22 protein-coding genes are annotated in these 12959 nt (G+C 63.9%); all 22 read left to right on the plus strand.

Translation table 11 applies throughout. From position 1 onward, the window contains the following. The first annotated feature begins 63 nt into the window (after nt 1–63). The 22 genes from fusA (at nt 64) to rpmD (ending at nt 12894) form a co-directional block, all read left to right on the plus strand. Nucleotides 64–2136, plus strand: a complete 2073-nt coding sequence (fusA, locus tag FA702_RS13315; RefSeq protein WP_136956532.1) for an elongation factor G — start codon at nt 64–66, stop codon at nt 2134–2136. A 140-nt stretch (nt 2137–2276) separates the two neighbouring features. After that, the gene (tuf, locus tag FA702_RS13320) at nt 2277–3467 is read left to right on the plus strand and encodes an elongation factor Tu (RefSeq protein WP_136956533.1); all 1191 of its coding nucleotides are present in this window, start codon (nt 2277–2279) and stop codon (nt 3465–3467) included. A 132-nt stretch (nt 3468–3599) separates the two neighbouring features. Beyond that, on the plus strand, nt 3600–3911 hold the full coding sequence (gene rpsJ / locus FA702_RS13325) for a 30S ribosomal protein S10 (protein ID WP_011444906.1): 312 nt from the start codon (nt 3600–3602) through the stop codon (nt 3909–3911). A gap of 299 nt (nt 3912–4210) precedes the next feature. Then, a complete protein-coding gene (rplC, locus tag FA702_RS13330) occupies nt 4211–4969 on the plus strand; it encodes a 50S ribosomal protein L3 (RefSeq protein ID WP_124809401.1) in 759 nt (252 codons plus the stop codon). 3 nt (nt 4970–4972) lie between these two features. Further along, complete coding sequence (gene rplD, locus FA702_RS13335; RefSeq protein ID WP_124809400.1) at nt 4973–5596, plus strand: 50S ribosomal protein L4; 624 nt, start codon at nt 4973–4975, stop codon at nt 5594–5596. Continuing rightward, entirely contained in the window at nt 5589–5894 is a 306-nt protein-coding gene (locus FA702_RS13340) for a 50S ribosomal protein L23 (RefSeq protein ID WP_124809399.1), read from the plus strand. Before rplD ends, FA702_RS13340 begins: the two co-directional genes overlap by 8 nt. Before the next feature lie 13 nt (nt 5895–5907). After that, nucleotides 5908–6744 (plus strand): 50S ribosomal protein L2, encoded by an 837-nt coding sequence (rplB, locus tag FA702_RS13345; RefSeq protein ID WP_124809398.1) that lies wholly within the window; start codon nt 5908–5910, stop codon nt 6742–6744. A 6-nt stretch (nt 6745–6750) separates the two neighbouring features. Continuing rightward, nucleotides 6751–7029 (plus strand): 30S ribosomal protein S19, encoded by a 279-nt coding sequence (gene rpsS, locus FA702_RS13350; protein ID WP_124809397.1) that lies wholly within the window; start codon nt 6751–6753, stop codon nt 7027–7029. Next, nucleotides 7029–7406, plus strand: coding sequence for a 50S ribosomal protein L22 (gene rplV / locus FA702_RS13355; protein WP_124809396.1), 378 nt, complete (start codon nt 7029–7031; stop codon nt 7404–7406). Before rpsS ends, rplV begins: the two co-directional genes overlap by 1 nt. A gap of 2 nt (nt 7407–7408) precedes the next feature. Continuing rightward, the gene (rpsC, locus tag FA702_RS13360) at nt 7409–8104 is read left to right on the plus strand and encodes a 30S ribosomal protein S3 (protein WP_124809395.1); all 696 of its coding nucleotides are present in this window, start codon (nt 7409–7411) and stop codon (nt 8102–8104) included. Nucleotides 8105–8125: 21 nt separating this feature from the next. Further along, a complete protein-coding gene (rplP, locus tag FA702_RS13365) occupies nt 8126–8560 on the plus strand; it encodes a 50S ribosomal protein L16 (RefSeq protein ID WP_103728308.1) in 435 nt (144 codons plus the stop codon). Continuing rightward, a complete protein-coding gene (rpmC, locus tag FA702_RS13370) occupies nt 8560–8763 on the plus strand; it encodes a 50S ribosomal protein L29 (protein ID WP_223806627.1) in 204 nt (67 codons plus the stop codon). Before rplP ends, rpmC begins: the two co-directional genes overlap by 1 nt. Nucleotides 8764–8774: 11 nt before the next feature. Further along, nucleotides 8775–9044: a 30S ribosomal protein S17 gene (gene rpsQ, locus FA702_RS13375; protein ID WP_124809394.1), complete on the plus strand. Its 270-nt coding sequence runs from the start codon at nt 8775–8777 to the stop codon at nt 9042–9044. 64 nt (nt 9045–9108) lie between these two features. After that, nucleotides 9109–9477 carry a 50S ribosomal protein L14 gene (gene rplN / locus FA702_RS13380; protein ID WP_124809393.1) on the plus strand — a complete coding sequence of 123 codons (369 nt, stop codon included), beginning with the start codon at nt 9109–9111 and terminating at the stop codon, nt 9475–9477. Beyond that, nucleotides 9477–9794, plus strand: a complete 318-nt coding sequence (rplX, locus tag FA702_RS13385) for a 50S ribosomal protein L24 (protein ID WP_124809392.1) — start codon at nt 9477–9479, stop codon at nt 9792–9794. Before rplN ends, rplX begins: the two co-directional genes overlap by 1 nt. Continuing rightward, a complete protein-coding gene (gene rplE, locus FA702_RS13390; RefSeq protein ID WP_124809391.1) occupies nt 9787–10368 on the plus strand; it encodes a 50S ribosomal protein L5 in 582 nt (193 codons plus the stop codon). The genes rplX and rplE overlap by 8 nt, the downstream gene beginning before the upstream one ends. A 27-nt stretch (nt 10369–10395) precedes the next feature. Then, nucleotides 10396–10701 carry a 30S ribosomal protein S14 gene (gene rpsN / locus FA702_RS13395; RefSeq protein WP_124809390.1) on the plus strand — a complete coding sequence of 102 codons (306 nt, stop codon included), beginning with the start codon at nt 10396–10398 and terminating at the stop codon, nt 10699–10701. A gap of 10 nt (nt 10702–10711) precedes the next feature. Continuing rightward, a complete protein-coding gene (gene rpsH / locus FA702_RS13400; RefSeq protein ID WP_136956534.1) occupies nt 10712–11107 on the plus strand; it encodes a 30S ribosomal protein S8 in 396 nt (131 codons plus the stop codon). After that, complete coding sequence (gene rplF / locus FA702_RS13405; protein WP_136956535.1) at nt 11107–11640, plus strand: 50S ribosomal protein L6; 534 nt, start codon at nt 11107–11109, stop codon at nt 11638–11640. Before rpsH ends, rplF begins: the two co-directional genes overlap by 1 nt. Next, nucleotides 11640–11990: a 50S ribosomal protein L18 gene (gene rplR / locus FA702_RS13410; protein WP_124809387.1), complete on the plus strand. Its 351-nt coding sequence runs from the start codon at nt 11640–11642 to the stop codon at nt 11988–11990. The genes rplF and rplR overlap by 1 nt, the downstream gene beginning before the upstream one ends. Nucleotides 11991–11992: 2 nt before the next feature. Then, complete coding sequence (gene rpsE / locus FA702_RS13415) at nt 11993–12712, plus strand: 30S ribosomal protein S5 (protein WP_136956536.1); 720 nt, start codon at nt 11993–11995, stop codon at nt 12710–12712. Nucleotides 12713–12717: 5 nt separating this feature from the next. Then, a complete protein-coding gene (gene rpmD, locus FA702_RS13420; protein ID WP_124809385.1) occupies nt 12718–12894 on the plus strand; it encodes a 50S ribosomal protein L30 in 177 nt (58 codons plus the stop codon). Nucleotides 12895–12959: the final 65 nt, after the last annotated feature.

A 12959-nucleotide genomic window follows, 5' to 3' on the forward strand; every position in this document is an offset into this window, starting at 1 on the left:
GCAAGTAACCATATGGGGCGGGCCTGAATCCATCAGGCCCCTCCGGAACCCAAGGAAACCCCCATGGCCCGCAGCCATCCGCTCGAGCGCTATCGCAACTTCGGCATCATGGCGCACATCGACGCCGGCAAGACGACGACGACCGAGCGCATCCTCTACTACACCGGCAAGTCCTACAAGATCGGCGAAGTGCACGACGGCGCCGCGACCATGGACTGGATGGAACAGGAACAGGAACGCGGCATCACGATCACGTCGGCCGCGACGACCTGCTTCTGGAACGATCATCGCCTGAACATCATCGACACTCCCGGCCACGTCGACTTCACCATCGAAGTCGAGCGTTCGCTGCGCGTGCTGGACGGCGCGGTTGCCGCGTTCGACGGCGTTGCCGGCGTTGAGCCGCAGTCGGAAACGGTGTGGCGCCAGGCCGACAAGTACAACGTGCCGCGCATGTGCTTCATCAACAAGCTCGATCGCACCGGCGCGAACTTCAAGTACTGCGTGCAGACGATCATCGATCGCCTGGGTGCGACGCCTGCCGTGCTCTATCTGCCGATCGGCGCGGAAAGCGATTTCAAGGGTCTCGTCGATCTCGTCGAGAACCGCGCGATCATCTGGAAGGACGAATCGCTCGGCGCCGAGTTCTTCTATGAAGAGATCCCGGCCGACATGGCCGACGAAGCCGCGGAATACCGCTCGAAGCTGGTCGAACTCGCCGTCGAACAGGACGACGACGCGATGGAAGCCTACCTCGAAGGCAACGAGCCCGACGTGGCGACGCTCAAGGCGCTGATCCGCAAGGGCACGCTGGGCCAGGCGTTCGTGCCGGTGCTGTGCGGTTCGGCGTTCAAGAACAAGGGCGTGCAGCCCCTGCTCGACGCGGTCGTCGATTACCTGCCTTCGCCGCTCGACATCCCCGACGTGCAGGGCGTGAATCCCGACACGGACGAGCCGGACAGCCGCCCGACCGCGGACGATGCACCGTTCTCGGCCCTCGCGTTCAAGATCATGAACGATCCCTTCGTCGGTTCGCTGACCTTCACCCGCATCTATTCGGGCACGCTGACCAAGGGCAGCTACCTGAACTCGGTGAAGAACAAGAAGGAGAAGGTCGGCCGCATGCTGCTGATGCACTCCAACAACCGCGAGGACATCGATACGGCCTATGCGGGTGATATCGTGGCGCTGGCCGGTCTCAAGGAGACCACCACGGGCGATACGCTGTGTTCGGAAAAGGCGCCGATCATTCTGGAGCGCATGGAGTTCCCGGAACCGGTGATCGAGCTTTCGGTGGAGCCGAAGACCAAGGCCGACCAGGAGAAGATGGGCATCGCGCTCAACCGTCTCTCGGCCGAAGACCCTTCGTTCCGCGTTTCGACCGACCACGAATCCGGCCAGACCATCATCAAGGGCATGGGCGAACTTCACCTCGAAATCCTCGTCGACCGCATGCGTCGCGAGTTCAAGGTCGAAGCCAACGTCGGCGCGCCGCAGGTGGCCTACCGCGAGTACCTCGCGAAGCCGGTGGACATCGACTACACCCACAAGAAGCAGTCGGGTGGTACGGGTCAGTTCGGCCGCGTGAAGGTCAAGGTCACGCCGGGCGAGCGCGGTTCGGGCATCACCTTCAAGGACGAGATCAAGGGCGGTAACATTCCAAAGGAATATATCCCCGCGATCGAGAAGGGCATGCGCGAAACGGCGGAAACCGGATCGCTGATCGGCTTCCCGATCATCGACTTCGAAATCCTGCTCTACGACGGTGCCTACCACGACGTCGACTCGTCGGCCCTGGCCTTCGAAATCGCCGGCCGTGGCGCGATGCGCGAAGTGGCCCAGAAGTCTGGTATCAAGGTCCTCGAGCCGATCATGAAGGTCGAGGTCGTGACGCCGGAAGAGTTCATGGGCGACGTGATCGGCGACATCAACAGCCGCCGTGGCCAGATCCAGGGCACCGACAGCCGGGGCAACGCCCAGGTGGTCGAGGCGATGGTGCCGCTGGCGAACATGTTCGGTTATGTGAACCAGCTGCGGTCCTTCACCCAGGGCCGCGCGCAGTACACGATGCAGTTCTCGCATTACGACGAAGTCCCGGCAAACGTCGCGACCGAACTCAAGTCGAAGCTCGCCTGATCGGGTTCGATCGGGGGAACATAGGAAAGCTTGCCTGATCCCGCGGATCAGGCTAGGGGCGGCGCCTGATTTTCTGGCGCGAGTCTGGCGGGTGCCGTCTCCAACAGCAATCAACAGCTAGTGAAAAGAAGGTTTGAACAATGGCCAAGGCTAAGTTTGAGCGGAACAAGCCGCACTGCAACATCGGCACCATCGGTCACGTCGACCATGGCAAGACCACGCTGACCGCCGCGATCACCAAGGTGCTCGCGGAAACCGGCGGCGCCGAGTTCACCGACTACGCCAACATCGACAAGGCTCCGGAAGAGCGCGAGCGCGGCATCACCATCTCGACCGCCCACGTCGAGTACGAGACGGCCAACCGTCACTACGCGCACGTCGACTGCCCGGGTCACGCTGACTACGTGAAGAACATGATCACCGGTGCCGCCCAGATGGACGGCGCGATCCTGGTTGTGAACGCCGCTGACGGCCCGATGCCGCAGACCCGCGAACACATCCTGCTTGCCCGCCAGGTCGGCGTGCCGGCGCTGGTCGTGTACATGAACAAGGTCGACCAGGTCGACGATCCGGAAATCCTCGAGCTCGTCGAGCTCGAAGTGCGCGAACTGCTGTCGTCGTACGACTTCCCGGGCGACGATATTCCGATCGTCAAGGGTTCGGCCCTGGCCGCTCTCGAAGGTCGCGACGACGAAATCGGCAAGAACTCGATCAATGAGCTGATGGCCGCCGTCGACAGCTACATCCCGCAGCCGCCGCGCCCGACCGACAAGCCCTTCCTGATGCCCGTCGAAGACGTGTTCTCGATCTCGGGTCGCGGTACTGTCGTCACCGGCCGTATCGAAACCGGCATCATCAAGGTGGGTGAAGAAGTCGAAATCATCGGCCTCAAGGACACCGCCAAGACGACCGTCACCGGCGTCGAAATGTTCCGCAAGCTGCTCGATCAGGGTGAGGCCGGCGACAACATCGGTGCGCTGATCCGTGGTATCAAGCGTGAAGAAGTCGAGCGTGGCCAGGTTCTCGCCAAGCCCGGTTCGGTGACGCCGCACACCGAATTCTCGGCCGAAGTCTACGTGCTGTCGAAGGACGAAGGTGGCCGTCACACGCCGTTCTTCGCCAACTACCGCCCGCAGTTCTACTTCCGCACGACCGACGTGACGGGTGAAGTCGTTCTTCCCGAAGGCACCGAAATGGTGATGCCGGGCGACAACATCACGCTGTCGGTCAAGCTGATCGCGCCGATCGCCATGGACGAAGGTCTTCGCTTCGCCATCCGCGAAGGCGGCCGGACCGTCGGTTCGGGGGTTGTCAGCAAGATCACGAAGTAATATAGGCCGCGCACCGGCGGGAGATTCGCTCTCCCGCCGGCCGGTTTTTTGATCGGTCGGCCCGCTTTCTCCTCCGGGATGATGGGTGGGATGGCCGGTTTTGTTTTTGCTCTTTCGCATCGGTAAACGGACATGGAAGCCCAGAATATCCGCATTCGCCTCAAGGCCTTTGATCATCGCGTACTTGACCAGGCCACTGGAGAAATCGCGGACACCGCGCGCCGCACCGGCGCTCTCATCCGGGGTCCCATTCCGCTGCCGACGCGCATCGAGAAGTTCTGCGTCAACCGTGGACCGCACATCGACAAGAAGTCGCGTGAGCAGTTCGAGGTCCGCACCTACAAGCGCCTGCTCGACATCGTGCAGCCCAATGCGGCCACCGTCGACGCGCTGATGAAGCTGGACCTTGCGGCCGGCGTCAACGTCGAGATCAAGCTGGCGTAAGCCCGCTTGCGTTTTTAGCCCCCGCGCAAGCGGGGGTCTCAAGAGGCCGGATCGAACCTCTCAGGTTATTCAAACCGGCCCGAGGTCCTCGCTTTCGCGGGGGAGCGAACGAAAAGCAGACGCTTTTCATTCTTGGGATACCTCCGGCATTCGTCCTTCGGGGCAACTGGCCGGGCAAGCGTCCCCCGTTCGCTCCCGTTATGCGGGGGCACTCAGCCCGGACGGGGCATGCTTCACATACGGGCTGAACACGCCTGCGGGGATGGGCCTCGCAGGCCTCTGTGATGGAGTATTGGATCATGCGCACCGGCGTGATCGCGAAGAAGGTCGGGATGACCCGCCTTTTCCAGGAAGATGGTCGGCACGTGCCGGTCACCGTCCTTTCGCTTGAAAATTGCCAGGTGGTTTCGGTCCGCACCGCTGACCGCGACGGTTACGTCGCGCTGCAGCTGGGTGCAGGCCAGGCCAAGCAGAAGAACGTCGCCAAGCCGCAGCGCGAACATTTCGCGAAGGCGGAAGTCGAGCTGAAGATGCAGGTCGCCGAGTTCCGCGTCGCTGACGACGCGCTGCTCGATGTCGGCTCCACCATCGCCGCTTCGCACTTCGTCGCCGGGCAGTATGTCGACATCACCGGCCACACGCAGGGCAAGGGCTTCGCCGGCGCCATGAAGCGCTGGGGTTTCGGCGGTATGCGCGCGACGCACGGCGTCTCGATCTCGCACCGTGCTCATGGTTCGACCGGTAACCGCCAGGATCCGGGCCGCGTCTTCAAGAACAAGAAGATGGCCGGCCACATGGGCGACCGCCAGCGCACCCAGCAGAACCTCGAAGTCGTCCGCACCGACGACGAGCGTGGCCTGATCTTCGTCAAGGGCTCGGTCCCGGGCGCGAAGAACGGCTGGCTGCTCGTCCGCGACGCCGTGAAGGTCGATCGCCACGCGGAAGCCCCGTACCCCGCCGGCCTCAAGCAGGTCGCCAACAACAACGATGCGGCTCCGGCCGACACGCCTGCGGCAGACGTCGCGGCGGTCGAGTCGACCGAAGGCCAGGAGGGCTAAGTCGTGAAGGTTCAGGTCCTCAATCTGGACGGTAGCGCCGCTGGCGACGTCGAGCTTTCGGATGACGTGTTCGGCATCGCGCCGCGCACCGACATCCTGCATCGCGTCGTGACGTGGCAGCTTGAAAACCGTCGCGGCATCGCCCGCAAGGCGCGCGAACGTTCCGACGTCGCCCGCACCGGCAAGAAGTTCGGCCGCCAGAAGGGCGGCGGCACCGCCCGTCACGGCGACCGCAAGGCGCCCGTGTTCATCGGCGGCGGCAAGGCGCACGGCCCGCGCGTTCGCGAGTTCAACATCTCGCTGAACAAGAAGGTTCGCGCGCTCGGCCTCAAGATGGCGCTCTCGGCCAAGGCCCAGCAGGGTCTGGTCGTGGTCGACAGCCTGGAGCTGAAGGACGCGAAGACTAAGGCGCTGGCCGGCCAGCTCGCCAAGGCGGGCTTCGGCAAGAAGGTGCTGGTGATAGACGGTGAGCAGGTGAACGAAGGTTTCGCCCGCGCTTCGGCCAACCTGGTCGGCGTGAACGTGCTCCCCGCGGTCGGCGCCAATGTCTATGACATCCTGAAGCATGATACGCTGGTGCTGACGCGCGCCGCGGTCGAAAAGCTGGAGGCGCGTTTCAATGGCTAAGGACGCAATCGACACGCGTCACTATGACGTGATCGTGGCTCCCCACATCACTGAAAAGGCGACGCTGCTCAGCGAGCACAACGCCGTGGTCTTCAAGGTGGCGGATTCCGCGACCAAGCCGGAGATCAAGGCGGCGGTCGAAGCCCTCTTCAACGTGAAGGTCACGGGTGTGAACACCCTGACCCAGAAGGGCAAGACCAAGCGGTGGAAGGGCAAGCCCTATCGCCGTTCGGACGTCAAGAAGGCCGTCGTGACGCTGGCTGCTGGCCAGTCGATCGACGTGACCAGCGGTATCTGAGGCGCGCACGACCATGGCACTCAAGAACTACAATCCGACCAGCCCCGCGCGCCGCGGCCTGATCCTCGTCGACAAGTCGTCGCTGTGGAAGGGCAAGCCCGTCAAGGCGCTGACCGAAGGCAAGAACAAGACCGGCGGCCGCAACAACAAGGGTCACGTGACCTCGCGCGGCATCGCGGGCGGCCACAAGCAGAAGTACCGCTACATCGACTTCAAGCGTCGCAAGTGGGACATGCCGGCCACTGTCGAGCGTCTGGAATACGACCCCAACCGCACCGCGTTCATCGCGCTCGTCAAGTACGAGGACGGCGAGCAGGCCTATATCCTGGCGCCGCAGCGTCTGGCCGTTGGTGACGTCGTCGTCGCCGGCGAAAAGACCGACGTGAAGCCGGGCAACGCCATGCTGCTGTCGCAGATGCCGGTCGGCACCATCATCCACAACGTGGAGATGAAGCCGGGCAAGGGCGGCCAGATCGCGCGTTCGGCGGGCACCTATGTGCAGCTCGTCGGCCGTGACCGTGGCATGGTCATCGTCCGCTTGAACTCGGGCGAGCAGCGCTACCTGCGCGGTGACTGCATGGGCACCGTCGGCGCGGTCTCGAACCCCGACAACTCGAACCAGAACCTTGCCAAGGCCGGCCGCAACCGCTGGCTGGGCAAGCGTCCGCTGACGCGTGGTGTCGCCAAGAACCCGGTCGACCACCCGCATGGTGGTGGTGAAGGCCGGACTTCGGGCGGCCGCCATCCCGTGACGCCGTGGGGCAAGCCGACCAAGGGCGCCCGCACCCGTCACAACAAGCAGACGGACAAGTTCATCATCCGTTCGCGCCACGCGAAGAAGAAGAGGTAATCGACCATGGCACGTTCCGTCTGGAAGGGCCCCTTCGTCGACCTGCATCTCCTGAAGAAGGCGGAAGCCGCTCAGGACGCTGGTACCCGCGCCGGCCCGATCAAGACCTGGTCGCGGCGTTCGACGATCCTGCCGCAGTTCGTTGGCCTGACGTTCAACGTCTACAACGGCCAGAAGTTCATCCCCGTCTCCGTCTCGGAAGAGATGGTCGGCCACAAGCTTGGCGAGTTCGCGCCCACGCGCAACTTCCCCGGCCACGCCGCTGACAAGAAGGGCAAGCGCTGATGAGCAAGCCTAAGGCACCCCGTCGCGTCGGCGACAAGGAAGCGCTGTCGGTCGGCACGCAGATCCGCGGTTCGGCCCAGAAGCTGAACCTCGTTGCAGGCCTGATCCGCGGCCGCAAGGCCGAAGAGGCCATGAACATCCTTGCCTTCTCGAAGAAGGCGATGGCGGTTGACGCGCGCAAGGTTCTCGCTTCGGCGATCGCCAACGCGGAAAACAACCACAACCTGGACGTTGACGCGCTGGTCGTGGCGGAAGCCTCGGTCGGCAAGTCGATCACGATGAAGCGCTTCCACACGCGTGGTCGTGGCAAGTCGACCCGGATCCTCAAGCCGTTCTCGCGGCTGCGGATCGTTGTCCGCGAAGTCGAGGAGGCCTGATCATGGGTCACAAGACCAACCCCATCGGTCTGCGCCTGCAGATCAACCGCACCTGGGACAGCCGCTGGTACGCCGAAGGGCGCAACTACGAGCAGCTGCTCAAGGAAGACCTTCAGATCCGCAAGTTCATCGTTGAAACGCTGCCGCAGGCCGCGATTTCGAAGGTGGTGATCGAACGTCCGGCCAAGCTGTGCCGCGTGTCGATCTATGCGGCCCGTCCCGGTGTGATCATCGGCAAGAAGGGCGCGGACATCGAGAAGCTGCGCTCGAAGCTGGCCACGATGACCGGCAGCGACGTGAAGCTGAACATCGTTGAAATCCGCAAGCCGGAAATCGACGCCAAGCTCGTCGCCCAAGGTGTTGCCGACCAGCTCATCCGCCGCGTCGCCTTCCGCCGCGCGATGAAGCGCGCCGTGCAGTCCGCCCTCCGTCTTGGCGCCGAAGGCATCAAGATCACGTGTGGCGGCCGTCTCGGCGGCGCGGAAATCGCCCGCGTCGAATGGTACCGCGAAGGTCGCGTTCCGCTGCACACGCTGCGCGCGAACATCGACTACGCCGAAGCCGAAGCCCTGACCGCCTATGGCGTGATCGGCATCAAGTGCTGGATCTTCAAGGGCGAGATCCTGGGGCACGACCCGATGGCGCAGGACCGGCTGATGATGGAGGCTCAGACCTCCGGCGTCCGCCCGGCGCGCTGAGGCTCAGGATAGAGAAGCACCATGCTGCAACCGAAGAAGACCAAGTTCCGCAAGGCCTTCAAGGGCCGGATCAAGGGCGACGCCAAGGGCGGTACGGACCTGAACTTCGGCTCCTATGGCCTGAAGGCGCTGGAGCCGGAGCGTGTCACCGCGCGCCAGATCGAAGCCGCCCGCCGTGCGATCACGCGCCACATCAAGCGTCAGGGACGCCTGTGGATCCGCGTGTTCCCCGACGTGCCGGTTTCGAAGAAGCCCGCCGAAGTCCGTCAGGGCAAGGGCAAGGGTTCGGTCGAATACTGGGCAGCCCGCGTCAAGCCGGGCCGCATCCTGTTCGAACTGGACGGCGTTGCCGGTCCGCTCGCCGCGGAAGCGTTCAGCCGCGCCGCGATGAAGCTGCCCATCAAGACCAAGGTCGTCGCCCGTCTTGGCGACACCTCGCACCTGGGAGGCGAATAATGGCCAAGTTCGAAGACCTGCGCGTCAAGAGCGATGACCAGCTTTCGGCCGATCTTGCCGAACTGAAGCGCGAGCAGTTCAACCTGCGCTTCCAGGCTGCGACCAACCAGCTCGAACGTCCGGCGCGCATCAAGGAAGTGCGCCGCGACATCGCTCGCATCAAGACGCTGCAGACTGAGCGTTCTCAGGCTGCCAAGGCGTAAGGAGTCACACGATGCCCAAGCGTATCCTTATCGGGACCGTGGTCTCCGACAAGACCGACAAGACCGTGGTCGTGAAGGTCGAGCGCAAGGTGAAGCACCCGCTCTACGGGAAGATCATCCGCCGCTCGAAGAAGTATCACGCCCATGACGAGGCGAATGCCTACAAGACCGGCGAGACCGTGCGGATCGAAGAGACCGCGCCGGTTTCCAAGCTGAAGACCTGGAAGGTTATCGAACGGGTCCAGGCCGGCAAGGGCACCGCCGTCGAAGCGGACGTCTAAGAGCAGCGACAATTTTGGAACTGCCGGACTGGTTCCGGCAAGCCAGTGAGAAGGAACCGGATCAATGATCCAGATGCAATCCAATCTCGACGTCGCGGACAACAGCGGCGCGAAGCGCGTCCAGTGCATCAAGGTGCTGGGCGGGTCGAAGCGCCGTTTTGCCGGCGTCGGCGACATCATCGTGGTGTCGGTGAAGGAAGCGCAGCCGCGCGCCCGCGTGAAGAAGGGTGACGTGCACCGCGCCGTGATCGTTCGCACGAAGAAGGACGTGCGCCGTCCCGACGGCAGTGTGATCCGCTTCGACAGCAACGCCGCCGTGCTCGTCGGCAAGAACGAAGAGCCGATCGGCACGCGTATCTTCGGCCCCGTGGTGCGCGAACTGCGCGGCCGTGGCTTCATGAAGATCATCTCGCTCGCTCCGGAGGTGCTGTAATGGCCGCCGCCAAGATCAAGAAGGGTGACAGCGTCGTCGTCCGTTCGGGCAAGGACAAGGGCCGCACCGGCACGGTGCTCCAGGTTCTCCCGAAGGAAGACAAGATCGTCGTCGCCGGCGTGAACATCGCCGCGCGTCACCGCAAGCCGAGCCAGCAGAACCCGCAGGGTGGCATCGATCGCCGCGAAGCGCCGATGCACATCTCGAAGGTTGCCATCGCCGACAAGGACGGCAAGCCGACCCGCGTTCGTTTCGAAACGAAGGACGGCAAGAAGGTCCGCGTCGCCGTGAAGTCCGGGGAGACGATCGATGGCTGACAAGTACGTTCCGCGCCTGAAGACGAAGTACGCCGACGAGATCGCCAAGGCGATGCAGGCTAAGTTCGGCTACAAGAACGCGCTCGAAATCCCGAAGATCGAGAAGATCACGCTCAACATGGGCGTCGGCGAAGCGAGCCAGGACAAGAAGAAGGTCCAGACCGCCGCCGCGGAAATGGAGCTGATCGCCGGCCAGAAGCCCGTGATCACCAAGGCGAAGAAGTCGATCGCGCAGTTCAAGCTGCGTGAAGGCATGCCGATCGGTTGCAAGGTTACCCTGCGCCGCGAACGCATGTACGAATTTCTCGACCGCCTGGTCACCATCGCGATGCCCCGTATCCGCGACTTCCGTGGTCTGAACCCGAAGTCGTTCGACGGTCGCGGCAACTACGCGATGGGTCTGAAAGAGCAGATCATCTTCCCCGAGATCAGCTACGATCAGATCGAGAAGGTGCGTGGCATGGACATCATCGTCACCACCACCGCCAAGACGGACGAAGAAGCGCGAGAACTGCTGCGTCTTTTCGGTTTCCCGTTCCCGCAGGAAGCTGCTGAACAGCAGCAGGCCGCCTGAGCCAGAATTTAGGAAGAGCTTAAGTCCATGGCGAAACTGAGTTCGATCAACAAGAACGAGAAGCGCAAGAAGCTCGTTCAGAAGTATGCGGCCAAGTATGCCGCGCTGAAGGCCCAGGCCGACGACGAAGCGCTCGACGAAACCGAGCGCCTGATCGCGCGCCTCAAGATGGCGGAACTGCCGCGCAACGCGAACCCGACCCGGGTGCGCAACCGCTGCAACACCACCGGCCGCCCGCGTGGCTACTACCGCAAGTTCGGCCTGTGCCGCGTCGAGCTGCGCGACCTCGCCAACAAGGGGCTTATCCCCGGCGTGACCAAGTCGAGCTGGTAAGGATCATCCGATGGCATTGACCGACCCCCTGGGTGATATGCTCACCCGCATCCGCAACGGCCAGCAGGCGAAGAAGGACTCTGTCCTCTCGCCCGCGTCGAAGCTGCGCGCCCACGTGCTCGAGGTTCTCCAGCGCGAAGGCTACATCCGTGGCTTCAGCGAAGACAACACGGGCCTGCACCCGCAGCTTCGCATCGAGCTGAAGTATTTCGAGGGCCAGCCCGCGATCAAGCACGTGGCCCGTGTCTCCAAGCCTGGCCGCCGCGTCTATTCGGGTTCCAAGGAACTTCCGGTGGTGCGCAATGGCCTTGGCATCACCATCGTCTCGACGCCGAAGGGCGTGCTCTCGGATGCCGAGGCGCGCGCTGCCAACGTCGGCGGCGAAGTGCTGGCGGAGGTGTTCTGATGAGCCGCATCGGCAAAAGGCCGGTGACGATCCCGAGTGGCGTCACCGCGAACATCGCGGACGGCGTGCTGACCGTGAAAGGCCCCAAGGGCACGCTCACGCTCTCGCTGCGCGACGAAATCAGCTACACGGTGGAAGGCGACGCCATCATCGTGAAGCCGGCGAACGACACCAAGCAGGCGCGCGCCTTCTGGGGCATGCAGCGCACGCTGGTCGATAACCTCGTCACCGGCGTGACCCAGGGCTACACCAAGGTTCTGGAAATCACCGGTGTCGGCTATCGCGCCAACTCGCAGGGCAAGAACCTGAAGCTGCAGCTCGGCTACAGCCACGACGTCGATTTCGCCGTGCCGGAAGGCATCGAGATCAAGACCCCGGATAACACCACGGTCGAAATCTCGGGCATCGACAAGCAGAAGGTCGGCCAGGTAGCCGCCGAGATCCGCCGCTGGCGCAAGCCCGAACCCTACAAGGGCAAGGGCATCAAGTACCGCGGCGAGTACATCTTCCGCAAGGAAGGGAAGAAGAAGTAATGGCCAAGCTGTCTCTCTTCGATCGCCGCCGTCGCCGCGTCCGCACCGCGCTCAAGGCGCGCTCCGGTGGCCGTCCGCGCCTTTCGGTGCACCGCTCGGGTCGCCACATCTACGCCCAGATCATCGACGATGCCGCCGGCCGCACGCTGGCCGCCGCCTCGACGCTGGTGAAGGGCGAGAAGTCGATCGGCGCCAACGTCGACGCCGCAGCCAAGGTCGGCAAGGAAATCGCCGAGAAGGCGAAGGCCGCCGGCATCACCACCGTCGTGTTCGATCGCGGCGGCTTCCTGTTCCATGGCCGCGTCAAGGCGCTGGCTGACGCTGCCCGCGAAGGCGGCCTGGAGTTCTGAGCATGGCTGACGAAACCAACCTGGAAGGCGCAGCCGTCGCCGTCGAAGCCGGCGCTGGCGCCGGTGAGCAGCGTGAAGGTCGTCGCGGCCGTGGCCGTGGCGGTGATCGTGGCGAGCGCGGTGAGCGTGGCGGCCGTGGCCGTCGCGACGACCGTCGCGGTCGTGGCAACAACGAGGAAGAAGGTGGCGAGGAGCTGATCGAAAAGCTCGTCCACATCAACCGCGTTTCCAAGACCGTGAAGGGCGGCAAGCGCTTCGGCTTTGCCGCGCTGGTCGTGGTCGGCGATGGCAAGGGCCGCGTCGGCTTCGGGCATGGCAAGGCGCGCGAAGTGCCCGAAGCCATCACCAAGGCCACCGCTTCCGCCAAGAAGAAGATGGTCCGCGTTCCGCTGAAGGAAGGCCGCACCCTGCACCATGACGGCAAGGGCCGTTTCGGCGCGGGCAAGGTCAACGTCCGTTCGGCTCCGGCCGGTACCGGCATCATCGCCGGCGGTCCGATGCGCGCCGTCTTCGAAAGCCTGGGCGTTCACGACGTGGTGACCAAGTCGGTCGGCACCTCGAACCCCTACAACATGATCCGCGCTACCTTCGACGCGCTGCAGGACCAGACTTCGCCGAAGTCGGTCGCCCAGCGTCGCGGCAAGAAGGTCGCCGACCTGCTCGGTCGCGGTGGCGCCAGCGCGGTGGAGGCGGAAGCCGCCGCCGAAGCCATCGTGGAGTAAGAGACATGGCGAAGATCAAGATCAAGCAGATCGGCTCGCCGATCCGCCGCCCGGAAAGCCAGAAGAAGATTCTGGTCGGTCTGGGTCTCGGCAAGATGCACCGCGTGGTCGAGGTGGAAGACACCGCCGAAGTTCGCGGCGCGCTGGCCAAGCTGCCGCACATGGTGGCGGTGGTCGACTGAGCCGAGGGTTCGGGTGAACGCAATCAGAAGGCCCCGGTGGAAACGCCGGGGCCTTTCTTGTGTGA

The organism is Novosphingobium sp. EMRT-2 (assembly GCF_005145025.1).
Lineage (GTDB): Bacteria > Pseudomonadota > Alphaproteobacteria > Sphingomonadales > Sphingomonadaceae > Novosphingobium.

Excerpts from the sequence above, each read along its gene's own strand:
- fusA (WP_136956532.1), top strand. The coding sequence starts at position 64 with ATGGCCCGCAGCCATCCGCTCGAGCGCTATCGCAACTTCGGCATCATG.
- tuf (WP_136956533.1), top strand. The coding sequence starts at position 2,277 with ATGGCCAAGGCTAAGTTTGAGCGGAACAAGCCGCACTGCAACATCGGC.
- rpsJ (WP_011444906.1), top strand. The coding sequence starts at position 3,600 with ATGGAAGCCCAGAATATCCGCATTCGCCTCAAGGCCTTTGATCATCGC.
- rplC (WP_124809401.1), top strand. The coding sequence starts at position 4,211 with ATGCGCACCGGCGTGATCGCGAAGAAGGTCGGGATGACCCGCCTTTTC.
- FA702_RS13340 (WP_124809399.1), top strand. The coding sequence starts at position 5,589 with ATGGCTAAGGACGCAATCGACACGCGTCACTATGACGTGATCGTGGCT.
- rplB (WP_124809398.1), top strand. The coding sequence starts at position 5,908 with ATGGCACTCAAGAACTACAATCCGACCAGCCCCGCGCGCCGCGGCCTG.
- rpsS (WP_124809397.1), top strand. The coding sequence starts at position 6,751 with ATGGCACGTTCCGTCTGGAAGGGCCCCTTCGTCGACCTGCATCTCCTG.
- rplV (WP_124809396.1), top strand. The coding sequence starts at position 7,029 with ATGAGCAAGCCTAAGGCACCCCGTCGCGTCGGCGACAAGGAAGCGCTG.
- rpsC (WP_124809395.1), top strand. The coding sequence starts at position 7,409 with ATGGGTCACAAGACCAACCCCATCGGTCTGCGCCTGCAGATCAACCGC.
- rplP (WP_103728308.1), top strand. The coding sequence starts at position 8,126 with ATGCTGCAACCGAAGAAGACCAAGTTCCGCAAGGCCTTCAAGGGCCGG.
- rpmC (WP_223806627.1), top strand. The coding sequence starts at position 8,560 with ATGGCCAAGTTCGAAGACCTGCGCGTCAAGAGCGATGACCAGCTTTCG.
- rpsQ (WP_124809394.1), top strand. The coding sequence starts at position 8,775 with ATGCCCAAGCGTATCCTTATCGGGACCGTGGTCTCCGACAAGACCGAC.
- rplN (WP_124809393.1), top strand. The coding sequence starts at position 9,109 with ATGATCCAGATGCAATCCAATCTCGACGTCGCGGACAACAGCGGCGCG.
- rplX (WP_124809392.1), top strand. The coding sequence starts at position 9,477 with ATGGCCGCCGCCAAGATCAAGAAGGGTGACAGCGTCGTCGTCCGTTCG.
- rplE (WP_124809391.1), top strand. The coding sequence starts at position 9,787 with ATGGCTGACAAGTACGTTCCGCGCCTGAAGACGAAGTACGCCGACGAG.
- rpsN (WP_124809390.1), top strand. The coding sequence starts at position 10,396 with ATGGCGAAACTGAGTTCGATCAACAAGAACGAGAAGCGCAAGAAGCTC.
- rpsH (WP_136956534.1), top strand. The coding sequence starts at position 10,712 with ATGGCATTGACCGACCCCCTGGGTGATATGCTCACCCGCATCCGCAAC.
- rplF (WP_136956535.1), top strand. The coding sequence starts at position 11,107 with ATGAGCCGCATCGGCAAAAGGCCGGTGACGATCCCGAGTGGCGTCACC.
- rplR (WP_124809387.1), top strand. The coding sequence starts at position 11,640 with ATGGCCAAGCTGTCTCTCTTCGATCGCCGCCGTCGCCGCGTCCGCACC.
- rpsE (WP_136956536.1), top strand. The coding sequence starts at position 11,993 with ATGGCTGACGAAACCAACCTGGAAGGCGCAGCCGTCGCCGTCGAAGCC.
- rpmD (WP_124809385.1), top strand. The coding sequence starts at position 12,718 with ATGGCGAAGATCAAGATCAAGCAGATCGGCTCGCCGATCCGCCGCCCG.